This is a genomic window from Aquirufa novilacunae (assembly GCF_045310505.1).
Classification (GTDB): domain Bacteria; phylum Bacteroidota; class Bacteroidia; order Cytophagales; family Spirosomataceae; genus Aquirufa; species Aquirufa novilacunae.
The window spans coordinates 343,724-370,047 of sequence record NZ_JBEWZG010000001.1 but is presented as its reverse complement, the minus strand read 5'-3'; the positions used below and the strand labels follow the sequence as shown (position 1 = coordinate 370,047).

28 protein-coding genes are annotated in these 26,324 nt (G+C 36.9%); 18 read left to right on the top strand and 10 right to left on the bottom strand.

What is annotated here, in order from left to right; translation table 11 throughout:
* The first annotated feature begins 7 nt into the window (after positions 1-7).
* Complete coding sequence (locus tag V7S74_RS01670; protein WP_406777037.1) at positions 8-1,219, top strand: pyridoxal phosphate-dependent aminotransferase; 1,212 nt, start codon at positions 8-10, stop codon at positions 1,217-1,219.
* Positions 1,216-1,959, top strand: coding sequence for a queuosine precursor transporter (locus V7S74_RS01665; RefSeq protein WP_406777036.1), 744 nt, complete (start codon positions 1,216-1,218; stop codon positions 1,957-1,959). Before V7S74_RS01670 ends, V7S74_RS01665 begins: the two co-directional genes overlap by 4 nt.
* On the opposite strand, the gene V7S74_RS01660 is transcribed toward V7S74_RS01665, so the two are convergent.
* A complete protein-coding gene (locus V7S74_RS01660) occupies positions 1,936-2,700 on the bottom strand; it encodes a TrmH family RNA methyltransferase (RefSeq protein ID WP_406777035.1) in 765 nt (254 codons plus the stop codon). The two genes, V7S74_RS01665 and V7S74_RS01660, sit on opposite strands and share 24 nt — an antisense overlap.
* Between V7S74_RS01660 and tamL the strand changes: the two genes are divergently transcribed.
* Positions 2,689-4,956 carry a translocation and assembly module lipoprotein TamL gene (gene tamL / locus V7S74_RS01655; RefSeq protein ID WP_463672919.1) on the top strand — a complete coding sequence of 756 codons (2,268 nt, stop codon included), beginning with the start codon at positions 2,689-2,691 and terminating at the stop codon, positions 4,954-4,956. The two genes, V7S74_RS01660 and tamL, sit on opposite strands and share 12 nt — an antisense overlap.
* Before the next feature lie 3 nt (positions 4,957-4,959).
* Here tamL and V7S74_RS01650 read toward each other — a convergent pair whose 3' ends face one another.
* Genes V7S74_RS01650 through sucC form a run of 5 tightly spaced genes read right to left on the bottom strand, consistent with a single transcriptional unit; the run spans position 4,960 to position 9,038 of the window.
* Positions 4,960-5,913, bottom strand: coding sequence for a transketolase family protein (locus V7S74_RS01650; protein ID WP_406777033.1), 954 nt, complete (start codon positions 5,911-5,913; stop codon positions 4,960-4,962).
* A gap of 10 nt (positions 5,914-5,923) precedes the next feature.
* Complete coding sequence (locus tag V7S74_RS01645; RefSeq protein WP_406777032.1) at positions 5,924-6,781, bottom strand: transketolase; 858 nt, start codon at positions 6,779-6,781, stop codon at positions 5,924-5,926.
* A gap of 9 nt (positions 6,782-6,790) precedes the next feature.
* Positions 6,791-7,231, bottom strand: a complete 441-nt coding sequence (bcp, locus tag V7S74_RS01640) for a thioredoxin-dependent thiol peroxidase (RefSeq protein WP_406777031.1) — start codon at positions 7,229-7,231, stop codon at positions 6,791-6,793.
* A gap of 1 nt (position 7,232) precedes the next feature.
* Positions 7,233-7,844: a fumarylacetoacetate hydrolase family protein gene (locus V7S74_RS01635; RefSeq protein WP_406777030.1), complete on the bottom strand. Its 612-nt coding sequence runs from the start codon at positions 7,842-7,844 to the stop codon at positions 7,233-7,235.
* A gap of 3 nt (positions 7,845-7,847) precedes the next feature.
* Positions 7,848-9,038 carry an ADP-forming succinate--CoA ligase subunit beta gene (gene sucC / locus V7S74_RS01630; protein ID WP_406777029.1) on the bottom strand — a complete coding sequence of 397 codons (1,191 nt, stop codon included), beginning with the start codon at positions 9,036-9,038 and terminating at the stop codon, positions 7,848-7,850.
* A gap of 95 nt (positions 9,039-9,133) precedes the next feature.
* On the opposite strand from sucC, the gene V7S74_RS01625 reads away from it, so the two are divergent.
* From V7S74_RS01625 to V7S74_RS01565, 13 genes are all read left to right on the top strand, one after another.
* Positions 9,134-9,787, top strand: coding sequence for an ABC transporter ATP-binding protein (locus V7S74_RS01625; protein ID WP_406777028.1), 654 nt, complete (start codon positions 9,134-9,136; stop codon positions 9,785-9,787).
* Positions 9,788-9,839: 52 nt separating this feature from the next.
* Positions 9,840-11,255 (top strand): tRNA (N6-isopentenyl adenosine(37)-C2)-methylthiotransferase MiaB, encoded by a 1,416-nt coding sequence (gene miaB, locus V7S74_RS01620; RefSeq protein WP_406777027.1) that lies wholly within the window; start codon positions 9,840-9,842, stop codon positions 11,253-11,255.
* Positions 11,249-12,535: a sigma-54 interaction domain-containing protein gene (locus V7S74_RS01615; RefSeq protein ID WP_406777026.1), complete on the top strand. Its 1,287-nt coding sequence runs from the start codon at positions 11,249-11,251 to the stop codon at positions 12,533-12,535. The genes miaB and V7S74_RS01615 overlap by 7 nt, the downstream gene beginning before the upstream one ends.
* Positions 12,513-13,019 carry an LptE family protein gene (locus V7S74_RS01610; RefSeq protein WP_406777025.1) on the top strand — a complete coding sequence of 169 codons (507 nt, stop codon included), beginning with the start codon at positions 12,513-12,515 and terminating at the stop codon, positions 13,017-13,019. Before V7S74_RS01615 ends, V7S74_RS01610 begins: the two co-directional genes overlap by 23 nt.
* A 1-nt stretch (position 13,020) precedes the next feature.
* Complete coding sequence (locus V7S74_RS01605) at positions 13,021-13,548, top strand: hypothetical protein (protein ID WP_406777024.1); 528 nt, start codon at positions 13,021-13,023, stop codon at positions 13,546-13,548.
* A 2-nt stretch (positions 13,549-13,550) separates the two neighbouring features.
* Entirely contained in the window at positions 13,551-13,868 is a 318-nt protein-coding gene (gene secG, locus V7S74_RS01600) for a preprotein translocase subunit SecG (protein ID WP_406777023.1), read from the top strand.
* Positions 13,869-14,000: 132 nt separating this feature from the next.
* On the top strand, positions 14,001-14,279 hold the full coding sequence (locus tag V7S74_RS01595) for a co-chaperone GroES (RefSeq protein ID WP_406777022.1): 279 nt from the start codon (positions 14,001-14,003) through the stop codon (positions 14,277-14,279).
* Positions 14,280-14,308: 29 nt separating this feature from the next.
* Positions 14,309-15,940: a chaperonin GroEL gene (gene groL, locus V7S74_RS01590; RefSeq protein WP_406777021.1), complete on the top strand. Its 1,632-nt coding sequence runs from the start codon at positions 14,309-14,311 to the stop codon at positions 15,938-15,940.
* A gap of 62 nt (positions 15,941-16,002) precedes the next feature.
* Complete coding sequence (locus V7S74_RS01585) at positions 16,003-16,533, top strand: 5' nucleotidase, NT5C type (protein ID WP_406777020.1); 531 nt, start codon at positions 16,003-16,005, stop codon at positions 16,531-16,533.
* Entirely contained in the window at positions 16,533-17,666 is a 1,134-nt protein-coding gene (locus V7S74_RS01580) for an MFS transporter (protein ID WP_406777019.1), read from the top strand. Before V7S74_RS01585 ends, V7S74_RS01580 begins: the two co-directional genes overlap by 1 nt.
* Positions 17,663-18,502 carry a helix-turn-helix domain-containing protein gene (locus tag V7S74_RS01575; RefSeq protein ID WP_406777018.1) on the top strand — a complete coding sequence of 280 codons (840 nt, stop codon included), beginning with the start codon at positions 17,663-17,665 and terminating at the stop codon, positions 18,500-18,502. The genes V7S74_RS01580 and V7S74_RS01575 overlap by 4 nt, the downstream gene beginning before the upstream one ends.
* A 63-nt stretch (positions 18,503-18,565) precedes the next feature.
* Positions 18,566-19,873: a sugar porter family MFS transporter gene (locus V7S74_RS01570; RefSeq protein WP_406777017.1), complete on the top strand. Its 1,308-nt coding sequence runs from the start codon at positions 18,566-18,568 to the stop codon at positions 19,871-19,873.
* A gap of 11 nt (positions 19,874-19,884) precedes the next feature.
* Positions 19,885-20,892: a GntR family transcriptional regulator gene (locus tag V7S74_RS01565; protein ID WP_406777016.1), complete on the top strand. Its 1,008-nt coding sequence runs from the start codon at positions 19,885-19,887 to the stop codon at positions 20,890-20,892.
* Here the strand turns inward: V7S74_RS01565 and V7S74_RS01560 are convergent.
* Both V7S74_RS01560 and V7S74_RS01555 read right to left on the bottom strand, forming a co-directional pair.
* A complete protein-coding gene (locus V7S74_RS01560; RefSeq protein ID WP_406777015.1) occupies positions 20,887-21,339 on the bottom strand; it encodes a GNAT family N-acetyltransferase in 453 nt (150 codons plus the stop codon). The two genes, V7S74_RS01565 and V7S74_RS01560, sit on opposite strands and share 6 nt — an antisense overlap.
* Positions 21,332-22,363, bottom strand: a complete 1,032-nt coding sequence (locus V7S74_RS01555; protein WP_406777014.1) for an RluA family pseudouridine synthase — start codon at positions 22,361-22,363, stop codon at positions 21,332-21,334. The genes V7S74_RS01560 and V7S74_RS01555 overlap by 8 nt, the downstream gene beginning before the upstream one ends.
* Before the next feature lie 40 nt (positions 22,364-22,403).
* On the opposite strand from V7S74_RS01555, the gene V7S74_RS01550 reads away from it, so the two are divergent.
* Entirely contained in the window at positions 22,404-23,204 is an 801-nt protein-coding gene (locus V7S74_RS01550; protein ID WP_406777013.1) for a 1-aminocyclopropane-1-carboxylate deaminase/D-cysteine desulfhydrase, read from the top strand.
* 1 nt (position 23,205) lies between these two features.
* On the opposite strand, the gene sufB is transcribed toward V7S74_RS01550, so the two are convergent.
* On the bottom strand, positions 23,206-24,654 hold the full coding sequence (sufB, locus tag V7S74_RS01545; protein WP_406777012.1) for a Fe-S cluster assembly protein SufB: 1,449 nt from the start codon (positions 24,652-24,654) through the stop codon (positions 23,206-23,208).
* A 76-nt stretch (positions 24,655-24,730) separates the two neighbouring features.
* On the bottom strand, positions 24,731-25,195 hold the full coding sequence (locus V7S74_RS01540) for an Lrp/AsnC ligand binding domain-containing protein (protein ID WP_395617496.1): 465 nt from the start codon (positions 25,193-25,195) through the stop codon (positions 24,731-24,733).
* A 419-nt stretch (positions 25,196-25,614) separates the two neighbouring features.
* Between V7S74_RS01540 and V7S74_RS01535 the strand changes: the two genes are divergently transcribed.
* Positions 25,615-26,250 (top strand): peroxiredoxin, encoded by a 636-nt coding sequence (locus V7S74_RS01535; RefSeq protein ID WP_406777011.1) that lies wholly within the window; start codon positions 25,615-25,617, stop codon positions 26,248-26,250.
* Positions 26,251-26,324 lie beyond the last annotated feature (74 nt).

Here is a 26,324-nt window from a genome sequence, read left to right as displayed (position 1 = left end):
AAATAGCATGGATATATTAAAAAGTAAACGACTTGATCACCTCAAGTATGAAATTCGTGGGCCTGTATATGATAAAGCGTTGTCGCTTCAAAATCAGGGTTACAAGATCACTTCGTTAAATATTGGTAATCCTGCCGCCTTTGGCTTTGAGACTCCAGATGAAATCGTCCATGATATAATCGTAAATATACGAAATGCTCAGGGATATGTAGATTCCAAGGGATTATTTGCAGCGCGTAAAGCCGTGATGCAGTACTATCAGAATTTAGGAGTTAAAAATATATTAATTGAAGATATCTACATCGGAAACGGAGTAAGCGAATTGATCTCTTTGGTCATGACGGCTTTATTGAACACGGATGACGAAGTATTAATTCCTTCTCCAGATTACCCTTTATGGACTACAGTGGCAGGATTAGCCGGTGGGAAAGCAGTTCATTATACTTGTGATGAGGCCAAAGATTGGGCTCCAGATCTAGTGGATATGGAAGCGAAAATCACGTCTAAAACAAGAGCAATTGTTTTAATTAATCCCAATAACCCGACAGGTGCAGTTTACTCGAAGGAAACGGTGAAGCAGGTTGTTGCTTTAGCTGCTAAACACCAATTAGTGGTATTTGCGGATGAAATCTATGATAAAATATTGTTTGACGGAACCTGTCATCATACAGCTGCCGGATTATCAGATGACATTTTAATCATCACGATGGGTGGATTATCTAAAAACTACCGCGCGGCAGGTTTTAGAGGGGGCTGGATGATTTTAACAGGTGCGAAACATAAAGCAAAATCATATATTGAAGGTCTAAATTTCCTATTTAGTACGCGTTTATGTGCTAATGTGATTACACAATATGGTATTCAAACCGCCTTAGGTGGATACCAGTCTGTCAATGATTTAGTTGCTAAAGAAGGACGCTTAAACCGTCAGATGAACTTAGCTTATGAAAGAATGAATGCGATTGACGGTGTTAGTGCAGTTAAACCGAAAGGGGCACTCTATTTATTCCCGAAAATTGACTTATCGAAGTTTAACTTCGAGGACGATAACCATTTTGTGATGTCTTTGTTAGAGGAACAAAAGATTCTTGTGGTAGGTGGCCAAGGATTTAATTTCAAAGAGAAGGATCATTTTAGAATTGTGTTTCTTCCCCATGTAGAGCAATTAAGTGTGGCATTAGATAAAATAGCGCTTCATTTTGAAAATTACCGCAAATGATTTTTGACCAATTTTCTCGGAAGCAAAAGTTATTTATATTTCTATTCGGAATATTTTTGACGAATGCTATTGTAGCCGAGATTATTGGTGTTAAGATAGTTTCTATCGAAAAAACACTTGGATTCTCTCCTTTGCATTGGGCTACACCTTGGGGTGATTTTTGGGATTTAAATCAAACGGCAGGAGCTTTGAATTGGCCCTTGGTTTTTATAACGTCAGATATCATTAATGACTATTTTGGAAAGAAAGGCGTACGTTTTATTTCCTTTACCACTGCCCTATTCATCGCATTCTCTTTTTTTATTATTTACACCGCTACCTTACTAGTTCCTGCTGATTTTTGGGTAGAGGTGAATAAGGGCTCTGAGAATTTTAATATTAATCAGGCTTTTTCACGGATTTTTAGACAAGGTTTAGGAATCATTTTAGGATCCTTATCAGCCTTTTTAGTTAGCCAAATTATCGATGCACTTGTTTTTGAGAAAATCAAAGCAAGAACAGGTTCGAAACATATCTGGTTAAGAGCTACTGGATCGACACTTATTTCTCAATTATTAGACAGTGTGCTGGTAATTGGAATTGCTTTTTACCTTTTTGGAAATTGGACGTTCAGTCAATGGATGAACGTTTCTTTCAATAATTATTTCTACAAATTCTTTGTAGCCATACTTTTTACCCCGCTATTGTATGTGGCTCACTGGGCGATTGAGAAGTATTTAGCTCAAGATAAAACGTCTTAAATTATCAGCTATAATTGCGGTAGAGATACTTACGTTTAATGATTCAGCTTCACCAAAAGCAGGTATTGTTATTTTTTCATCCAAAGTATCAATTATCTCTTCCCTTATTCCGTTTGATTCATTACCTAGAATAATAAATGCATTTTCTGGGAACGAATACGTATGGATATTTTCCCCATTCAAAACGGCTCCTATTTTCTTTATCTCAGGATGACTTTTAAAGAATGTTGGCAAATCAACATAGGTAAATTCAATTCTTGAAAATGAGCCCATGGTTGAAATAATGACTTTGGGATTATAAAACTCTGTACAATCCTCCGATAAGACTAATTGTTTGAAGCCATACCAATCACAAATCCGAATAATTGTACCTAAATTACCAGGGTCTCTGATCCCATCTAATACAATGGTATAAGGTGAGTTGATTTTAAATTGATTGAATTGCTTTTGCTTAACAACGGCTAATCCAACTTGATTAGTAACTAGTGTACTTAGTTTAGTTAATTGCTCCTCGCTGACTGTGTAGATGTAAGCAGGGGATTTAAGGCTTAATTCATGAAGTAAATCGGATTGATTTTCAGCTAGCACAAAAAACTCAACTGAAAAATCAGATTTAACCAATTCAAGCAGCGACTTCTCCCCTTCTACTAAAAATAAATCATTCTCTTTTCTACCTTTTTTAGAATGTAGGGAATTAATTAACTTTATTTGTTTATTACTTAGCATCTCTTGAAGAATCAATCAATTATCGGTTTTATTGTTTTGTGTTTAGGTTTGTTTTCATGTAGCCAATATCAGGCATATGAAATGAAAGAACCTATCATCAATCAAATTAATCTGGTAGGTAATCAGCAAATTTCCAGTGTTGAATTACGTAACAATGTGTTAGGTATTAAAAACTCGTACAAAAGATTGCTGCCTGCAAAATTATATACTTATCTGGGCAATAAAAGAAAAAGAAAAGATTCTCTGGGAATAAAGCCAAGTTTTATTCAATTCTTCAAATCACCCAATCCAACTTATAATACCACTTGGTTAAAAAGTAATCAAAATCAGATCCTTCGTTATTATCGGGAGAATGGCTTTTTAAGTGCACAAATCTCACCAGAAATTGACTCTGCTGGTAATTTAATTACTATTACTTTCCGAATTCAAGAAGGGGAACCAAGTTATTTTACTAAAGAAGATTCAGTCTCGGTAGACAATCCTATTTTGGCCACTCATGTCAGTGAGTATTTAAAAGAGAATAGTCTCATCCGACCAATGGAACGTTTGAAATTAGCTGTGATTAAACAGGAAAAAGAGCAATTAAGTCATCATTTACGAAATGAGGGGTATTATTATTTCTCACCTGATGCGGTAGGTATTCGATTAAACGATAGAAAAGATTCTACTTTACGAAATGTATCTCTTTTCTATAAAATACCTGAATTCAAGAATCGGACTTCCATTCCTAATTACGATCGTCTCTATCGCATCGGATTACCTGAGTTCATTATCCTTGACCCCTTTGGTAATCCGGCCTTATATCCACCTATAAAGAGTTTAAGTAAGTTAATTAACCTCAAAGAAGACGATTTGTACTCGGTTGATCTATTCAACCAAAGTTTAAAGAATATCTATCTCACCGATCAGTTTAAAACGGTTTCTATTCGTTTTGACTCTACTAGGACGCGTTTATTTCCTAAGATAGAGTTGTTTCAAAATGAGAAATACAATTTTAGTTCTGAACTAGGTGGAAGTGTATTTAGAGGTATTCCTGGGCCCTTTTTAACAAATTCGTTCAAAGTAAGACGCCTATTTTCAAGTCTAGATTATTTAGATTTCTCTGCTAGATTAGGTTATGAGGCACAATCTGGGTTCATTAATACCGATGAAACCAGAAATAATTTAGAACTGAATTTATCTGCCTCGATTAATTTCCCTACCCTCTATTTACCTTCTTCTATCATTCGAACTTTAGGAGCTTATTATGGTGCCAAAACATCGGTAGGAATTGGCTATGATTTTATTAATAGACCAGAATATCAACGAACCAATTTCAATTTATTTCAGCGATATACGTGGCAAAAGAAGGAAACAAGCTTCTTTACGCTATCTCTTGTTAATCTTAATCTCCTAAATAGTAATTATCCTGAGACGTCAACTTCTGATGCGTTTAAATCGTATCTACAAGAGTTAAAATTAAAAGGGAATAATTTATACCGAAGTTTCAATCCCAGCTTTGTTAGTAGCGTATCGTTTCAATACGTTTATCGAGATCTTCTCCCCTCCAACGAATTAAAGGATGGTTCTATCTTTCAATTAGGATTAGAATCAGGTGGAACTACTTTGAATTTTATACAAAGTCATAAATTCAATTTTGTAAATGATTTATTAAGCTCCGGTCAAGACATTCAATTTTATCGTTTTTTGCGACTTAATTTTGATTACCGTAAATATAAAATGCTGGGACGAAATAGGACTTCTCAACTAGCTTTTAAGGTCTTGGGTGGTGTTGCTTATGCGTATGGTGATGAAAATGAATATCAATTACCTTATGAGAAAAACTTCTTTATAGGAGGGCCTTCCAGTGTTAGAGCGTGGAAACCGAGAAGATTAGGGCCCGGTTCCTATGTTTCTTCCTCTAATTTAGTAGAGCAACCGGGTAGCATTCTTCTTGAATCGTCTCTAGAATATCGTTTTAAACTCTTTTCTTTATTTGGCCAAATGAATGGTGCATTCTTCGTTGATGCCGGAAATGTATGGAATATGAGCCAAGGAAACACAGATGTTACGACTCAGTTTAGGTTCGATGAATTTTATAATCAGATAGCTGTGGGAACTGGGTTTGGGTTACGTTGGGATTTCGACTTTTTCTTGTTGCGCCTCGATTTAGCCACTAAAGTGATTAACCCCGCAAATCCTGTAAATGAAAAATGGGTTTTGCCGCAGACTTCTTTCGAAGGAGGACAAAACCCAATTGAGTTTAATATTGGTATTGGATATCCTTTCTAGGGATTATTTACGTGCCATTACTTTGATTGCTTTTTCTACAATCGCATTCGCATTTAAGCCGTATTTCTCCATTAATTCAGCTGGTTTTCCTGATTCACCGAATGAATCGTTTACACCTACAAATTCCATTGGTGTTGGGTGATTCATCGCTAAAAACTGAGCTACTGAATCGCCTAAACCTCCATTGTATTGGTGTTCTTCAGCCGTAACCACACATCCCGTCTTTTTCACTGAAGCTAAGATAGCTTGAACGTCCAATGGTTTGATTGTATGAATATTGATTACTTCCGCATTAATTCCTTTTTCCAATAAGGCTTCAGCAGCTTGAATAGCTTCCCACACTAAGTGTCCAGTCGCTAAAATAGTCACATCTTTACCTTCTACTAAATGTAAAGCCTTACCGATTTCGAATTTCTGATCTTCTGGTGTAAATACCGGAACTACTGGGCGTCCAAAACGTAAGTAAACAGGACCTTCATAATCTGCAATAGCGATAGTAGCTGCTTTCGTTTGATTGTAATCACATGGATTAATAACCACCATTCCTGGAAGCATTTTCATTAACCCGATATCCTCTAAGATTTGGTGCGTAGCTCCATCTTCTCCTAGTGTTAAACCAGCGTGAGAGCAACAGATCTTTACATTCTTTCCTGAATAGGCTACTGATTGACGAATTTGGTCATATACACGACCCGTTCCAAAGTTAGCAAATGTCGTTGCATAAGGAATAAAACCACCTAACGTTAAACCTGCTGAAATACCAATCATATTAGCTTCAGCAATACCTGTTTGGAAAAAACGCTCCGGGCTATTTTTAATAAAACCTTCTAATTTTAATGAACCGATTAAATCAGCACATAAAGCCACCACCTTAGGATTATATTGACTTAAATACTCCATTCCTGCTCCAAAACCGGAACGTGTATCTTTTTTTGTTTCGTAGGTAAATAATGCCATTTCTATCTGATTAATAATCTCCTAAAGTTTCTTCTAATTGCGCTAAAGCGTCTTGTAATTGCTGGTCGTTAGGTGCAACGCCATGCCATTTATGCGAATACATCATAAAATCAACCCCAGCACCCATTTCTGTCTTCATGATAATCATGATAGGAGAACCATTTCCTAAAGCAGCTTTTGCTTTGATTAAGGTATTTTGGATATCCTCCGCATTATTTCCGTCCATACGCATCACATTCCAGCCAAAAGCCTCATATTTTGCTTGTAAATCACGGTTGCTCATTACTTTCTCCGTAGGACCATCAATTTGCTGACCATTTTCGTCAATGAAAGCGATCAAATTATCTACTTTATGGTGAGGCGCATACATCGCTGCTTCCCAAACTTGTCCTTCATTCTGCTCTCCATCCCCCATTAGACAGTAAACAGTCGATTTATCACCATTCAATTTCTTTGCTTGTGCTGCTCCAATTGCCACGCTTAGGCCTTGACCTAAAGAACCTGAGGCAATGCGAATACCTTCTAAATGCTCATGTGGTGTCGGGTGTCCCTGTAAACGCGTATTAATTTTTCTGAAGCTAGCTAACTCAGACGTAGTGAAATAGCCACGACGTGCTAAAACACTATAAATCAAAGGAGAAATATGTCCATTAGACAAGAAGAATAAATCTTCATTAGTTCCATCCATATCAAATACAACTTTACCAGCTGCATCTGTTTTTAGATTCATTGTGCTAAAATATAGATCTACTAAGAGATCTGTACAACCTAATGATCCACCTGGGTGACCTGATTGACAGGCATGAACCATTCTTAAAATGTCCCTACGTACTTGAGAGCTAATCTTTTTTATTTCTTGTGTTTGCATGGTAGAATATTAGTGAATTTGAGAACTGTGGTTCTTTGTATCCACTTTTTCGATAATGTCTGTAATAATTCCTTTTTCGTCGATGATGAAGGTGGTTCTAGCTACTCCCATATATTGTTTTCCATACATGGATTTCTCCACCCATACACCAAAAGCTTCCGCAATTTCATGCTCCGGATCTGATAATAAAGGAAATTGAAGATTGAATTTAGCTTTAAACTTTGTGTGAGAAGCATTGCTGTCAATACTAACTCCTACTACCTGAAAACCTTTAGCTTTTAAAGCATCTAAATTCTCATTTAAATTACAAGCCTGAGCCGTACATCCTGGAGTATTATCTTTTGGATAAAAATATAATACTACCTTATTGGATCCAGGAATTGCAAATGAATTTCCATCAGAATCAAGCATTTGGATACTTGGAGCTTGATCGCCTATTTTTAGCTTCATATTAGGAGATAGTTAATTCGAATAATTTTTGGCCTTCTAATGATCCTTTTAATACATCACCAATGGCAATGGGACCAACACCCGCTGGAGTACCAGTAAAGATATAATCACCTGTTTTCAGTGTGAAATATTTCGATACATCTTCAATCAATTCAGCTACATTCCAAATCATTAATCCAGAATTTCCATCCTGAACTAAGGTTTCATTTTTATATAAACTGAAATGAATTGGGTTTTCTAAAAGACTAGCTTTAAAAGGTAACATAGTGCTAACGAAAGCGGAGCCATTAAATGCCTTTGCCTTCTCCCACGGTAAACCTTTCTCTTTTAATTTGCTCTGCACATCACGTGCTGTGAAATCAATACCTAATCCGTAAGAATCAATGTATTTATGCGCAAATTTTGCTTCTATATTTTTGCCCACTTTGCCTATCCTAAAAACTAACTCTAGTTCATAATGAACATCAGAGGAGAATTTAGGATAGTAAAAGTGACTATTTGCATCTAATAAAGCCGTATCAGGCTTCAAAAAGACCACAGGTTCTGTAGGTCTCTCATTCGATAATTCGGTGATGTGATCTACGTAATTACGACCGATGCAAATAATTTTCATGGCTTATTTCAATACTTCTGATACTAAACGAGCTGCATCTTTCAATAAAACGGCAGAGAATACTTTCAAGCCTGAGTTATTAATAATCGCCGCACCTTCTTCCGCATTGGTACCTTGAAGACGTACAATGATTGGGATATTAATCTCACCAATGTTTTTGTAAGCTTCAACAACTCCATTTGCTACACGATCACAACGAACAATACCACCAAAAATATTGATAAGGATTGCCTTCACATTAGGATCTTGTAAAATAATACGGAAACCAGCTTCTACTGTTTTTGCATTAGCTCCACCCCCTACATCTAGGAAGTTAGCGGGATCTCCACCTGATAATTTGATAATATCCATGGTTGCCATCGCTAAACCAGCTCCGTTCACCATGCAACCAACGTTACCATCTAATTTAACGTAGTTCAAATCATTTTCTGATGCTTCTACTTCTAATGGATCCTCTTCTTCGATATCACGTAAAAGAGCTAAGTCTTTGTGACGGAATAAAGCGTTATCATCTAAGTTTACTTTCGCATCTACAGCTAAAATCTTATCATCTGAAGTCTTCAACACAGGGTTGATTTCAAACATCGATGAATCAGTCTCTACATAGGCACGGTAAAGTGATTGGATAAATTTAACCATCTCTTTTAAAGCCACTCCGCTTAAACCTAATGCAAAAGCTACTTTGCGAGCTTGGAAGTCTTGAAGACCTACACGTGGATCAATCCATTCCTTAATGATTTTTTCTGGGCTATGCTCAGCTACTTCTTCGATATCCATACCACCTTCAGTACTTGCCATGATTACATTGCAAGCTTTAGCGCGGTCTAATAAAATCGATAAGTAGTATTCTTTCGGCTCAGAATCTCCAGGATAATACACATCCTCAGAAATTAAAACCTTGTTAACTTTCTTACCTTCTGGGCCAGTTTGATGTGTAATTAATTGCATTCCCAAAATCTGAGAAACGCGCTCTTTTACTTCATCCAAGTTTTTAGCTAGTTTAACACCGCCCCCTTTTCCACGGCCACCCGCATGAATTTGAGCTTTAACAACAAACCATCCTGTTCCAGTTTGAGCTTTTAATTGCTCAGCCGCTGAAATGGCGTTGTCCACAGAGTCAATCACAATTCCTTCTTGAATGCGCACTCCGTAACCTTTTAAGATTTCTTTCGCTTGATATTCGTGAATATTCATTTAGTAAAATTTTAATTTCGTGAAATTACTATTTATTTGCGTAAATATTAAACAACGCGTCATTCATTCGTATTTTCTTAAAAAAAGACAAAAAAATGTTAGAATTAAAAAATATTTCCAAAAGTTATGGAACTCAATTAATTCTAGATAACATCTCTTTGCAAGTGAAAGAGGCTGAAATGGTTAGCATTTTAGGTCCATCAGGCTCTGGTAAAAGTACTTTATTGCAAATCATTGGTCTACTCATGAAGCCAGATAGTGGCCATATCCACTTAGACGGAGTTTCTTACCAAGATTTAACGGAGAAAGATCAAGCGACTTTTAGAAATCAACAACTAGGTTTCGTCTTTCAATTCCACAATTTACTAGGTGAATTTTCGTGCGAGGAAAACATTAAGTTTCCTTTATTTATCAAAGGCTCAGCACTTTCAGCCTCTGATGAAGAATTGTTCACGAAAATTATAGAAACCCTAGGAATAAAAGATATCCTGAAAAAATTGCCATCTCAAATCTCAGGTGGAGAGCAGCAACGTGTAGCAGTAGCAAGAGCTTTGATTAACCGTCCTACCCTATTATTAGCCGATGAACCTACGGGAAATCTAGATAATAAAAACGCAGAAACACTTTACGCGCTGTTTGTTGAATTGAAGGCTGTTTGGCAGCAAAGGATCATCATGGTTACTCATAACGATAAATTAACGTCTCATTCAGATCAAGTTATTTATCTAAATTCTGGTAGAATCGAATAGATTTACTGCCAAAATGTCATAAATTTGCAATCTAAATTTCATTGATTGTAAAATGCAAGATTTAAAAGTTTTGACGAAAGAGGAAAAGGACGGCTTGGATATTCCGAGAATTTCGGAGGATCAAAAGACGGCTAATTCACTTGGTAAAAAGGTCTATATCGAAAGCTATGGCTGTCAAATGAATTTTGCTGATTCAGAGGTTGTTACTTCTATCCTTTTGGAAAACGGTTATTCGACCACTTCAAATCTAAAAGAGGCCGAAACTATTCTATTAAATACCTGTGCCATCCGGGAGAATGCGGAACATAAAATACGCCATCGTTTGCAATTATTTACGCACATGAAAGCGAAGAATCCTGGATTAACTATCGGGATTTTAGGTTGTATGGCCGAGCGTTTGAAAACCAAACTAATTGATGAGGAGAAAATCGTCGATTTAGTTGCAGGACCTGACGCATACCGTGATTTACCCTCTTTGTTAGATGAAGTTTCAGATGGCCAAAAAGCCATTAACGTATTTCTTTCCCGCGAGGAAACCTATGGAAATATTGAGCCAGTACGCTTAAATTCTAATGGAGTTACAGCCATGGTCAGCATTATGCGTGGTTGTGATAACATGTGTACTTTCTGTGTTGTACCTTATACGAGAGGCAGAGAGCGTTCACGTGACTTACCTTCCATTTTAGTTGAATGTGAAAAGTTATTTGCGCAAGGATATAGAGAAGTGACATTATTAGGCCAAAACGTGGATTCTTATAAATGGACTTCAGAATCAGGTACCTTAGTCAATTTTGCTAATTTACTTGAAGCTGTAGCCAAAGTTAATCCTCTCCTGCGCGTTCGTTTCTCAACCTCCCATCCTAAGGACATCACAGATGAGGTGTTGTACACGATGAAAAAGTACGATAATATCTGCAAGAATATCCATTTACCTGCTCAGAGTGGAAGTAATCGTATCCTTGAGTTAATGAATCGTTCTTATACAAGAGAGTGGTATTTAAATAGAATTAAATCGATTAAAGCTATTCTTGGTGATGAATGTGGAATATCACAAGATATGATCGCCGGATTTTGTACGGAAACAGAGGAAGATCATCTAGATACTTTGTCGCTTTTAGCAGAGGTTGAATATGATTTTGGGTATATGTTCGCTTATTCAGAAAGACCGGGTACCCCAGCAGAAAAGAAATTGGTTGATGACGTACCAGAAGACGTAAAAATGCGTCGTTTACAGGAAATTATTGATTTGCAGCGGATTCATTCCGCTAAACGCAATGAAATTTGGGTGGGTAAAAAAGTGCAAGTATTAGTGGAGGGAGATTCTAAGAAATCGAGCTTACACCATTATGGTAAAATAGATTCAAATAAAGTAGTCGTTTTCCCGAAAGGAAACGAAGTTAAAGGAGATTACGTATTTGTAAACGTAACTCATTGTACATCAGGAACTTTATTAGGTGAATTATGTTAGATACGAGTCATCTTTCGAGTATTAAAGCACGCTTTGGCATTATTGGTAATGCTCCAGCCCTTTTACGTGCTATTTCTGTTGCAGAACAAGTAGCTGCCACAGATATGACAGTGTTGATTACAGGGGAAAGTGGATCAGGTAAAGAATCCTTTTCTAAAATTATTCATTCCTTATCGAAGCGTAAACACGGTGCATTTATTGCTGTTAACTGTGGCGCTATTCCAGAAGGAACGATTGATTCAGAATTATTTGGGCATGAAAAAGGTTCCTTTACAGGCGCTATTGAAGCCAGAAAGGGTTATTTCGAAGTAACAGATGGGGGTACTATTTTCTTAGATGAAATTGCCGAAATGCCCTTAGGGACACAAGCGAGGTTACTTCGTGTATTAGAAAATGGTGAATTTTACCGGGTTGGTTCTTCTAAAGTTCAAAAAACCAACGCCAGAGTTGTTGCAGCCACTAATTTGAATCTCCAACAAGCTATCGAGAAAGGGAAATTTAGAGAGGATTTATATTACCGTTTAAGTACAGTACCTATTTACGTTCCTCCTTTGAGAGAACGAGGCGATGATATTGAATTGTTGTTCAGAAAATTCACAACCGATTTTTCCGAATCACATCGGGTTAAACCAATTATGCTAACGAAGGAGGCTAAGGAACTACTTCAAAAACAACGTTTCCCAGGTAATATTCGTCAATTAAAGAATTTAGCGGAGCAAATTTCGGTTTTGGAGGTTGGCGATCGTATCATCGATGAATTGCAGCTTCAGTATTATTTAGACTTCAATGAACCGAAACTAGGGAATTCAGTCGTTAAATCAGATGCTTTTTCGAGTCCTGAAGGGATGAATGAAAGAGAAATATTGTACAAGATCTTATTTGATTTAAAGCGCGATGTGACGGAATTAAAGAAGATATTGCTAAAGGTGGTTGAATCTGATCAGTCAAAAGCCTACGAGATTTTGCACGATAACATGGCCATCTTCGAAGATGTTCGTAATATCGCCGATATCCCCAGCCCTTCTACAGGTTTATCTTTACCTATTCATACACAGGAAGAAACCAAATTTGAGGAGGAACCAATCGATTCACTTTTTGAAGAAGTAATATCACCTGCCACTGATGTGACTCTTTCTTTAGAGAAACAAGAGAAAGAGATTATTATTCGTGCATTAAAGAAGAATAAGAACAAACGAAAATACGCGGCTAAAGATTTAGGAATTTCAGAGCGTACCTTGTACCGTAAAATCAAACAATATGATTTGGAAGAATTGGATTAATTTTCTGGTTATACTATGTGTTAGTGTAGGTCTTAGCTCTTGTTATAGCTTTAAAGGAGCGAGTCTGGATCCTAATTTAAAGACTTTGCAAGTAAGCAATATCCGCATGGAAACGGCCGGAGGACCAGCCAATTTAAGTTTAGAAATTAATGAAAAGTTGAAAGAGTATTTTCAACGGAATACTTCATTAAAAATAAATAATAAGAATCCTGATTTGACTATTGAAGGAAGTATTACAGGTTATGAATTAACGCCACAAGCCCCTACCGGTGACGATAAAGCAGGTTTAAACCGTCTTACGTTACGTATTCAATTTCGGTTAACGAATCGCTTAGATGAAGACAAGAACTTCGAGCAAGAGTTCTCTTTTTACCAAGATTTCCCTCAAAGCCAAACACTTTCACAAGTGGAAAAAACACTAATCCCTAAATTAGTAGATCAAATTATCTTAGATTTGTTTAATAAAATAGCCGGTGATTGGTAATATGGATTCCTCAAAAGCGCAGAAATTGTGGTTTTTATTAAACAAGATTGATCGTTTCGATCAGTCGGATTTATCGCAGGATAAGGTAGCCTTCCCCTATTTTTATTTATTGCAATGGAATGAGCGATTTTCGGTTTTAAAACAACAGAGAATTGCTTTATTGTCCACACAGCGTAAGCAATATTTTCAATCTGTGTATGATATAGAGGAGGAATCGCAGGAATTAGTAATATCGAAGCCAGCAGAGGAAATTAAAGCATTACAGGAATCAATTATTGATCAGTTCATTCAAAATCAGCCTAGTCTATCAAAACCTAAAAAAAATAGAGAAGACGATGAACCAATAGAGGATTTAGCTGCGGTGGAATTTTCACTCCCTGTCTCTGAAACGATTGCTATACTTCTAACAAAGCAAGGTAAATATTTACAAGCGATTGAATTATATGAGAAGTTAAGTTTGATTAAACCTGAAAAAAGGGTTTACTTTGCATCTCGAATAGAAGAATTACAAAAAATACTAACAGAATAAATATGTTTACTTTATTGATTTCATTGATTATTATCTTTTCTGCTCTATTAGTAGTGCTTATTTTAGTACAAAATCCAAAGGGTGGTGGAATTAGCGGGGAGTTTTCTTCTTCAGGTGCTACTCAAATGTTTGGTGTACAAAAAACAGGTGACTTGGTTGAGCAATTAACGTGGGGTTTCTCTATCGCTATTTTAGTTTTAGTTTTAGCGACTAACTTCACTTTATCAGGAACAGCAGAAACGAGCACTTCTGTAAACGTAGAAAAGGCAGCAACTAAATCTGTACCTGTTGCACCAGCTCCAGTTGCTCCTAAGCAATAAGATTTTAGACTATATTTTTGATTAATACTGCCAAAATTTCAGCAATGAGTTTTGGCATTATTATTGTATAAGGTTTTGTGCCATGCTTGCATGGATGTATTATCTCTAATTTAAAAATTAAATTTATAACACATGTCAAATTTAAGTATTAAGCCCTTAGCGGATCGGGTTGTTGTAGAACCAGCTCAAGCTGAAGAAAAAACAGCATTTGGTATTATTATTCCTGACACAGCGAAAGAGAAACCACAAAAAGGATTAATCGTTGCGGTGGGAAATGGAAAGAAAGACGAGCCTATTACTGTTAAAGTAGGAGATTCTGTTTTGTATGGTAAATACTCTGGAACAGAGATCACTATCGACGGTAAAGATTACCTAATCATGCGTGAGTCTGACATTTTTGCAGTTTTATAATTTTAACAAATCATTAATTACAAAATCATATGGCAAAGGAATTATATTTCGACAGCGAAGCGCGCGAAAAGATGAAAAGAGGGGTTGATACCCTTGCAAATGCGGTTAAAGTAACATTAGGACCAAAAGGTCGTAACGTAATCATTGATAAAAAGTTCGGTTCACCTTCAATTACGAAAGATGGTGTATCTGTGGCGAAAGAAATTGAATTAGAGGACGCTGTGGAAAACATGGGTGCTCAATTGGTTAAAGAAGTTGCTTCTAAAACGGCTGATCAAGCTGGTGATGGTACAACAACTGCTACTGTATTAGCTCAATCAATTTATACGATTGGTTCTAAGAACGTAGCAGCCGGTGCTAATCCAATGGATTTGAAACGTGGTATCGAGAAAGCAGTAGATGCTATCGTTTCTGATTTGAAAAAACAATCACGTGCAATCACTACTTCTAAAGAAATCGCTCAGGTTGCTACTATTTCTGCAAACAACGATTCTGAAATCGGAACGATGATTTCTTCAGCAATGGAGAAAGTAGGTCGTGAAGGTGTTATCACGGTGGAAGAAGCTCGTGGAACAGAGACTGAAGTGAAGACGGTAGAAGGTATGCAGTTCGATCGCGGATATTTATCTGCTTATTTCGTAACAAATACAGATAAAATGGAGGTTGAATTAGAGAAACCTTTCATTTTAATTTCTGAGAAGAAAGTATCTTCTATGAAGGAATTACTTCCTGTATTAGAAGCAGTTGCTCAAACTGGGCGCCCCCTATTGATTATCTCTGAAGATGTAGATGGTGAAGCTTTAGCAACGTTAGTTGTTAACAAAATGCGTGGAGCATTGAAAGTGGCGGCTGTTAAAGCTCCAGGTTTCGGTGATCGTCGTAAAGCGATGTTAGAAGATATCGCCATCCTAACAGGTGGTACTGTTATCGCTGAAGAAAGAGGATTCAAATTAGAGAATGCAACGATCGAATACTTAGGTCAAGCGGAGAAAGTAATCATTGACAAAGACAATACAACGATTGTAAATGGTGCTGGCTCAAAAGATAATATCGAGAATCGTGTAAATCAGATTAAAGCTCAAATTGAGAATACAACTTCTGATTACGATCGCGAAAAATTACAAGAGCGTTTAGCTAAATTATCTGGTGGTGTGGCTATTCTTTACATCGGTGCTGCTACGGAAGTAGAAATGAAGGAAAAGAAAGATCGCGTAGATGATGCATTACACGCTACTCGTGCTGCAGTTGAAGAAGGTATCGTTGCTGGTGGTGGTGTAGCGCTAATTCGTGCTATTCAATCATTAGACAAATTGAAAGGTGATAATGAAGATCAGTTGACTGGTATCAATATCATCCGTCAAGCAGTGGAGTCTCCATTACGTACGATTGTATCAAACGCAGGTGGTGAAGGTTCTGTTGTCATCAATGCAGTGAAAGCTGGAAAAGATGATTTCGGATATAATGCACGTGAAGATAAATATGAAAATATGATCGCTGCGGGTATTATTGACCCTACTAAGGTTACACGTTTAGCATTGGAAAATGCAGCTTCTATCGCAGGCTTGTTGTTAACAACAGAATGTGTGATTGCTGACAAACCAGCAGCTGAACCAGCTCATGGACACGGCCCAGGTGGCGGTGGAATGGGTGGAATGATGTAATTTTAATTAGATTAATCCTTGAAAACTCCCCATATTTGGGGAGTTTTTTTTTGAAATAAAATATGAAGAGAATTGCAATTGACATGGATGACGTTTTAGCTAAAACAACCCATGTAATTATTGATAAGATTAATGAGATCACTTCTAGTTCCTATACATATGAGGAATTAATGAATGGAAGCGAAAGCTTGAAGTTGGAATTTTATGGTCATTATACGAAGCACAACTCATTTTTATGGGAGCCTGGCTTCTTTGAACATATCCCTGTCAATGAGGATGCGGTCGAAGTAGTTGAAAAATTGCATAAGCAGTATGAAATTTTCATTGTATCCGCAGCGACTGAATTTCCCAATTCATTAAAAGAGAAATTAACTTGGATGGAAAAACACTTCCCATTTATTACCTGGAGACATATCGTTTTCTGTGGGCATAAGCATATGATTCAAGCGGATTATTTGATTGATGACCACGAGAAAAACTTGCATTCGTTCACTGGGACTCCTCTCCTATTTACGGCCCCTCATAATTTACATATCAACGATTTTAAGCGGGTAAATAATTGGAAGGAAATTGAATCACTTTTGTTAGATTAATGAAGAAGGCGCGTTTTAGTATTGGTATTCTATTTTTTATTTGTGGTTTAAATTTTGCCACTTGGGCTACACGTATCCCGGATTTTAAGTCATTTCTACAGTTATCAGATGCAGAATTAGGAACCGTATTGATGGGACTACCCATTGGTTCTTTAGTCTCTCTACCCATTGCAGGATGGTTGTTAACCAAGTATGCGTCCAAATGGATATCATTAATGGCCATTGCGATGTACGTTATTGTGATACCAGCTTTAAGTCTGGCCGCATCAGCTTACACTTTATTCATAGGACTATTTTTCTTTGGGATGTCTGGTGATATTATGAACATCGCCATGAATACACAAGTAGTTAGTTTAGAGGCTAAGATGAATAAAATTATCATGTCCTCTTTTCATGCTGTTTTTTCCATTGGCTTGATGGCTGGCGCTTTCTTAGGAGGTTATTTAGAGAAGGAAAGTTATAGTCCCTTTGAACACTTTAGTATCATAGCTTTTCTAAACATAGCTTTGGTCCCTTTAATAATAGGGAATTTATTAAAGGATAAACCAGTCCAAGATGAAAGTAAACCTAATTCCTCAATTTTAAATTTAGGACCCTATTTAATCGTATTATCCTTAATTGCCTTTTGCGGTATGTTGTGTGAAGGAGCGATGGCTGATTGGATATCCTTGTATTTTAAAGAATATAGTCCAAATTCAACTTTCCCGATCACAATAGGATTTTCTTCTTTTGCAGCAGCTATGGTGATTGGCCGATTTATGGGGGATAAAATTTCTTTAAAATATGGAATTAGTTCGATTCTAGTTTTAAATGGCCTACTCTTGAGTGTCGGTATGCTACTTACTTTATTAGTTCCTTCTATTTATTTTAAGATAGGCGGATGTTTTATTATTGGTTTGGGAATTTCAACCATCGTACCATTAGTCTATTCTCAGGCCGGAAATCAAAAAGAAATCATGCCTTCTATTGCGATAGCAGGCGTATCTACGATTGCTTATATTGGTTTTCTATTAGGTCCAGTAATTATTGGGTATTTATCTGATTTTGTTGGTTTAGATAAAGCACTGTATCTTCTTGTGATTTTGGGTTTTGTTGCAGCATTTATTTCAAAAACTTTTGCCTCAGCTAAATGATCATCGAATACCGTAAACCATCTGAAGCATTAGCGCCATTTGTAGATCACTTGTGGGAAAAACAGGTGGACGAATCGGGTATTATTCCCTATGAAATTGAGACTATTTTTCCAGAAGATCAGGCGGTATTGACTTATTCTTTTGGAAAAGATTATTATCGCTCCCACGCAAATACATCTGATTTTAAATCGATAAATGGGATACAATTAGAGGGTTTGCATCAAGCGCCTAATTTTTACAAACATCAACCTGGTATTCATATTTTCGGGGTTAAATTTAGGGCTGGTGGATTATATCCCTTTTTAACTTCTCCAGTTGCAGCTACAAATAATCTGAGTACAGATGCGGACAGTATTTTCTTAAAGCTTCCAGCATTAAATTCAACTATGAACTTTAACGAGAGGTGTGAACAGATAGAAGTTTTTTTATTTGCTCACCTCATCGATAAACAAGCGAAGAAATACATCAAGCTATTAATGTGGCTTGATGAATTAGAATCAGAAACCACCGCTTCTTACAAAACCCTATCTCGTTTGTTTCAAGAAGTGATAGGTATAAGTCCAAAAGAATATGTTCAAATAAAACGAGTGAATCAATCACTGGCGTTATTTGCATCTTCCAAGGATATCAAAAGCCAAGATTTAGCGGATCAACTAGGTTATTATGACTCGGCGCATTTTATAAATGAATTCAAAAAATACACAGGTAAAACGCCCAAAAGCCTGAAGAATAGTCTATTTGAAATGAAGAATTCAGAGTTCATCAACGAATTCAAACAATACATTTCGCCAGAACATTTACTTCATTATACTTCCATATTTCGGAAGAATTCATAATTGTCCAAATTTTACAATTTATATCCCGTAAAATTTATAAATTTTGTAAGGAATATAAATCATATGAACAAACACGTAATTTTTTGGTCGATCACCGTTGGTTTAGGTGGCCTTTTATTTGGAATGGACGTTGCCGTTATCTCTGGGGCAGAATTAGCTATTCAACAATTGTGGCATCTAGATTCATTTACGCATGGATTGGCTATTGCTGCTGCTTTATATGGTACCGTGATAGGTGCTGCTTTAGGAGGAATTCCGGCTGATTTATTTGGTCGTAAGAAGACCCTCTTTTGGATTGGCTTAAGCTTTTTCATTTCCTCTATAGGGGCTGCAATTGCACCCGATGTGAATTTATTCATGCTATTTAGATTCTTAGGAGGTCTAGGTATTGGTGCTTCTTCCGTAGTAGCACCCATCTATATCTCAGAAATAGCCCCTGCAAAACATAGAGGTAAATTAGTTATCTCCTTTCAATTAAATATCGTTTTAGGTATTTTGATCGCATACGTTTCTAATTACTTTATTCAAGGAATGGAAAATGATTGGCGCATCATGTTAGGAGTGGTTTCCCTACCCTCTTTATTATTCTCCATTTTGATTCTATTGACTCCTGAAACACCTCAATTTTTACTTTTAAAGCGTAACGATTTAGCGGGAGCTCGTAAAGTATTAGAATTAGCAGATCCCAATCCAGAGGAAACTATTAATCGTATTCAAACGAATGCAAATAAGAATTTGACTCAGGAGCGCTTGTTTTCAGGCAAATTTGTTTGGCCTTTAACCTTAGCCTTCTTATTCGCCTTCTTTAATCAAATGTCAGGGATTAATGCCATTATTTATTATGCACCCCGAATCTATGAATTAACAGGTTTAGGAAAAGAGTCTGCTCTATTATCTACTGCAGGAATTGGAATCGCTAATTTACTTTTCACGCTACTAGGTTGGTATTTAATTGATCGGGTGGGTCGCCGTATTTTGATGTTTATTGGTTCGATTGGGTATATAGTAACGTTGAGTTTAATCGCCTATGCGTTTTATACGGAGTCATATACTTATGTGCCTATTTATATTTTTGCCTTTATTGCCTCGCATGCCATTGGTCAAGGATCTGTGATTTGGGTATTTATCTCAGAGATATTTCCTAACTCTGTTCGAGCTTCGGGTATGGCATGGGGTTCTTTAACTCACTGGGTATTTGCTGCATTAGTGGCAAACTTCTTCCCTCTTTTTACAGAATCGTATGGCGGGACACTTATTTTCGGTTTCTTCGCAGTGATGATGGTAGCTCAATTAGCTTATGTTGCCTTTATGATGCCTGAGACAAAAGGCGCGAATTTGGAAGATATCGAACAATCAATCATTATGCACTAAGGAAAATACCTATGTTATACTTCGATCCGAACAGCAGCAAACCTAAATACCAACAATTAATTGATGGTATAATTGATGGTATTAATTCCGGCTTATTAGAGCATGGAAAGCAATTGCCTTCCATTAATAAGGTAGCTAGTGAGTTCAATATGGCTCGAATGACTGTCACGAAGGCATACGATGACCTGAGAGAAAAGGGATTAATTAGCTCGCATCACGGAAAGGGTTTCTACGTTTCCAGTACAAATACGAAGAATGCACTACGTGTCTTTATCTTGATGGATGCTTTAACCCCCTACAAGGAGATTTTGTATGAGAGTATCATTCAAAATTTAGGTGATGACGTGAGTCATAATCTATTCTTTCATTACCATGATATCGAATTGTTTGAGGAATTAATCACGAATAACTTAGGTAAATACAATCACTACATCATATTGCCCCACTTTAATAAAAGCGTGGCTAAGATTGTATCTAAAATTCCGAAAGACAAACTTTTGGTATTAGATATAGACATTAAGGAGTTTAGTGATGATTATTCTATTTTGTACCAAAACTTTGAGACCAATATCTACCAAGGCTTAACACAGTCGCTAGATAAGGTTAAAAAATATGGACAAATCAACCTTGTCCTTAGTTCTAAAAGCTTTCAATATACACCAGACGGTATTATACAAGGGTTTACTAATTTCTGCACAAAGAATGGTTTAGAATTTGATATTATACCTGATTTAGATGACGATTACGAATTACAGGCAAATCAGGCTTATATCGTTTTTAGAGAGTATGATTTGATCAAAATGATCAACTGGACAACTAAAAACAAACTTAAACCAGGGAAAGATATTGGCATTATCTCTTACGATGACACTCCATTAAAAGAAATCATCGCTGAGGGTATCTCTGTCATTTCCAATGACTTCAGTAAAATGGGCGAAAGAGCTGCCCAAATGATCATTAACCGTGAAAAAGGACGCGAATCGAATGAATTTTATTTCATCGATCGAGGATCATTATAAATCCAAATGGACATTTAGCCAGCCGGCATCCATTTTCACGCCTAAGGTAGTATAAAAGTCAATAGCAGGCTGATTCCAATCCAATACTTGCCACATCATACCTGTGCATTTCATTCTTTTAGCTTCTTCAATGGCCTCATTGATAAGCTTTCTACCCAAACCTTTTCCTCTAAAAGCTTCTTTAATATACAAATCCTCTAAATAAAAACGTCTCCCCTTCCAGGTCGAGAATCGGTAATACCATAGGGAAAATCCAGCTAATTCATCATTCAAATAAATCAGATTAGCCGTGAATAAGGGATTATCTGAAAAACCTTCTTGAATATAATCAGCTAAACTAGAAGTTACTTCTTCAGGTGCCTTCTCAAAAATGGCTAATTCCATCACTAAATCTCGAACTAGGCCAATATCTTCTTTGGTGGCTCGGCGTATATTAATCTTATCCATTGATCGCTCTTAATTTAGTTAATAACGTTAAAAAGTCTTCTGGGAACTCTTGCTCGAATTGCATGAATTCATTGGTAACGGGGTGAATAAAGCCTAAAGAATAGGCGTGTAATGCCTGACGAGGACAAATTTTGAAGGCATTATCAATAAAGGATTTAAAACTTGCCATTGAAGACATATAGCGAATTTTATCTCCGCCATAGGTACTGTCAGAAAACAAAGGGTGTCCAATAGATTGGAAATGGGCCCTGATTTGATGGGTTCTACCGGTCTCTAATTTAAACTTGACAAAAGAAGCAAAACCAAAAGTTTCCATCACCTCATAATGTGTTATGGCAATTCTTCCATATTCTGAATCCTCAGGAAATATCGCTTGTATCTTTCGGTCCTTCGGACTTCTACCTATTTTACTTCGTATTGTCCCATTTGATTCCTTAGGAACACCCCAGCAAATGGCATAATAAGTTCTTTCAATACTATGTTCAAAGAATTGTTGACCTAGAAAATTCAAAGCAAATTCAGTTTTGCCAATCACTAAAATGCCTGAGGTATCTTTATCGATGCGATGTACAAGTCCTGGTCTGATATCTTTTTGTCCGGGCAGATTTTGGCAATGAAATAATAATCCATTCACTAAAGTGCCCGACCAATTACCCTGAGCGGGATGCACCACCATTCCTGGTGATTTATTCACAAGAATAAGTTGATCATCCTCATAGATAATATCAATCGGAATGTCTTCAGGATATACTTCTTTGTCTCTCGGAGGCGTTGCAAAAGAGACGGTAATATTGTCTAAAGGCTTAACCCGGTAATTAGACTTAATTAATCCACCATTCACCTTCACCGATCCCGCGTCAATTCCTACTTGAATCTTATTGCGGCTAGTGCCTGCAATTTTAATCATCAAATATTTGTCGATTCTCAGTAATTGCTGACCTTTGTCAACGGTGAAATTATAATGCTCAAACAAGTCATCTTCCTCTTCGGAATCTGGAGCATTCATTTCTGGATCGATGGACATAACAAACTTTGAATTTAACGCGTTAAACCTACCTTCACCGATGGAGGAGATATTTGATGAATGCTGGAATTCAAAAGGAATTCAAGTGTTTGTCAAACGAGATGACCTCATTCATCCCATCATTTCGGGAAATAAGTGGCGCAAATTAAAAAATTATATCCAAACCTTCTCATTAAACGAACATTCTGGGATACTTAGTTTTGGAGGAGCCTATTCCAATCACTTATTTGCTCTCGCCTTCGTAGGACATTCACTAAGAATTCCTACGGTTGGAATCGTACGAGGAGAAGAATTAATTATCACAAGCAATCCCTATTTAAATCAAATGAATGATTGGGGTATGAGATTGCATTTCGTGGCCCGGTCACTTTATCGTGATAAAGAAATTCCAAGTGAGTACGAGAACTACCTATGTATACCAGAGGGAGGATATGGCTCTCAAGCGATAGACGGAATGGATAATTTAGTCCATGAATTACCATCTTGCGATGCTATTTATTGCGCTATAGGAACTGGCGCTACGGCCATTGGTATTGCACGCGCCACAAGTGTGCTGGTTACAGGTATTCTAACTTTAAATAACCGGGCTGAAATAGAGGATCATTTGAAGGATTTTCCAGCCGCCAATTTAAAGTTAGACGATAAATATATCTTTGGGAAATACGCAAAATCGAATGCTGATTTAGAAACTTTTTGCAGGGATTTTTATGAAAAACACCAGATTGCCATCGAGCCCATTTATACGGGCCGGATGTTCTATGCTTTAGTTGATCATATAAAAAATGGCCACATAGCTCCTGATTCGAAACTAGTGGCCATCCATACGGGAGGAATAAAATAGTTTATCCTACCGAACCTTCTAATGAAATCGCTAAAAGCTTTTGAGCTTCTACGGCGAATTCCATGGGTAATTGATTCAATACTTCTTTCGCATATCCATTTACAATTAAGGCAATGGCCGTTTCTGTACTCAAGCCACGTTGATTGCAATAGAAAATTTGATCTTCACCAATCTTAGACGTAGTCGCTTCGTGCTCTACGGAAGCAGTATTGTTTTTCACCTCTAAGTATGGGAAAGTATGTGCTCCACATTTATCTCCTAATAATAAGGAGTCGCATTGTGAGAAATTCTTAGATCCATCTGCCTTACGAGCTACTTGAACTAAACCACGGTAAGAATTCTGAGAGAAACCTGCTGAAATACCTTTAGAAACGATACGGGACTTAGAATGCTTTCCTAAGTGAATCATTTTTGTCCCTGTATCTGCTTGTTGGTAATTATTTGTTACGGCTACAGAATAGAATTCTCCGATAGAATAGTCTCCTTTTAGGATAACCGATGGGTATTTCCAAGTTACAGCTGAACCTGTTTCTACCTGTGTCCAAGATAATTTTGAATGAGCCCCATCGCAAATACCACGCTTCGTTACAAAGTTGTAAATACCGCCCTTCCCTTCTTTATCACCTGGATACCAGTTTTGAACGGTAGAATACTTCACCTCTGCACCTTTATGTACATAAATCTCTACAACTGCGGCGTGCAATTGATTTTCATCACGCATGGGTGCAGTACAGCCTTCTAAATACGAAACATACGACTCATCTTCCGCCACAATAAGAGTACGCTCAAATTGGCCTGTTCCAGACGCGTTAATTCGGAAATAGGTGGATAATTCCATTGGGCAACGAACACCTTTTGGAATATAGCAGAAAGATCCGTCTGAAAATACGGCACTATTAAGCGCAGCGAAGTAATTATCTTTTACAGGAACCACTGAACCCAAGTATTTCTTGATCAATTCAGGATGTTCTTTTATGGCCTCAGAGATAGAGCAAAAGATAACACCTTTCTCCATTAAAGTCTCCTTGAAAGTAGTAGCTACTGAAACCGAATCAATAACGGCATCAACAGCTACATTAGAAAGACGCTTTTGCTCGTCTAAAGAAATGCCTAATTTTTCGAACGTACGACGTAGTTCAGGGTCAATTTCATCCAATGAATTCAATTGCTTTTTTTGAACCGGAGCAGAATAATATTTCAACTCATCGTATTTAGCCGGAGTGTATAATAAATTCGCCCAGTCAGGCTCCTGAAGTGTTCTCCAATAGCGATAAGCTGATAAACGCCATTCTCGCATCCAATCTGGTTCATTCTTTTTATCAGAGATAAAATGAATAATCGATTCACTAAGACCAATGGGAGCTTCATCTGTCTCGAAATGAGACTCAAATCCGTATTTATAATCGGACGTGGTTACTTCTTGTAAAATATCGTCTACCTTCTCTGCCATAATTTTGCATTTAGATGACAAAATTACAAAAGGATTTTGGAGAAAAATAGACTTAGTTTAGAATTATTCTAAACAGTTAAAATAAAGGTGTATTTCTGATCAGGCTTTCCTCTAGAGAGATAAATGTTTCTGTACGCTGAATACCTGTAACTCGTTGAATTTTATCGTGTAATACTTCTCGTAAATGTTGTGTATCCCGGCAAATAATTTTGGCAAAAATGGAATAAATACCTGTTGTATAGTGAATATTAACCACTTCTGGGATTTGTTCTAGCTGCTTTGCCACATCCTCATAAAGACTACTTTTGTCCAAGTAGATCCCAAGAAAGGCTGTTATATCCCACCCTATTTTAGAATAATCAATTAATAATTGAGCCCCTTTTACAATACCCATGGATTCCATCTTTTTCATCCGAACATGCACTGTTCCTCCAGAAACATCGAGACGCGTACCAATCTCCGTATACGGTAGGTTAGCATCTTTAACCAGAATTTCTAAAATCTTATAGTCCAAAGGATCAAGTTCAAACTTCTTTTCCATTTAATATTTGTAAATATTTAAGCTTCGAATTAAAAATTATGCAAAAAAAGACATTTTTTATTGAAAAATTTTGAAAAATATAAAATCTCCTTTTATATTTGTCCTACTAATTATTGCAAAGGTAATAATTTTCACTGTAGGGTGATGAAATTGGCAGACGTGCCCTCCTGTCTCGGGGGTGGTGAGTTCAGGATAAACACGGCATAATGGGTTGACCACTAAATCAGTTCTGTGTCGCGGCTAACTGCACCTTGGAGGTTCGAATCCTTCTCCTACAGCATTTTAATTAATTTGGTTTTTAGTTTGTTGATGAAGTGTAATGTTAAAAGCAATCTTATTTTAGGATTGCTTTTTTTAGTTTATATTAATCTATATATTTGGTAGACAAACTAGTTTTCATAAATTAAACCCCTACCATTATGTCATTAAGATTAGGAGACATCGCACCCGACTTTAGTGCGGATACGACATTAGGTCACATTAACTTCCATGAGTTTATCGGTGATTCTTGGGTATTGTTGTTTAGTCACCCGGCTGACTTTACACCTGTTTGTACAACAGAATTAGGCAAAACGGCCTTATTAAATGGTGAGTTTCAGAAAAGAAATGTGAAGCCTATTGCCATATCAGTTGATAGTTTAGAATCTCACAACAAATGGGTACCGGATATTGAAGAGGTAAATTCCGTTAAAATGAACTTCCCCATTATTGCAGATCCAGAAAAGAAGGTTGCCCTTCTTTACGATATGATTCACCCGAATGCTTCAGAAAAAGCAACTGTTCGTTCGGTATTTGTGATTGGGCCAGATAAGAAGATCAAATTAACGTTAATCTACCCTGCTTCTACGGGTCGTAATTTTACAGAAATTCTTCGTGTAATAGATTCCTTACAATTAACGGCCAATTACCAGGTAGCAACACCAGCGGATTGGGTAAACGGTGAAGATGTAATCATTGTTCCAGCAGTTTCTAATGAAGATGCGGTGGCAAAATTCCCGAAAGGATTTACTTCCGTGAAACCTTATTTACGCAAAACACCACAACCGAATCTTTAATTCTCTAGAATTTATTTAAACGCCAAAATTCATTCCGTGTGGATTTTGGCATTTTTATGTTTAAAACCGTATTT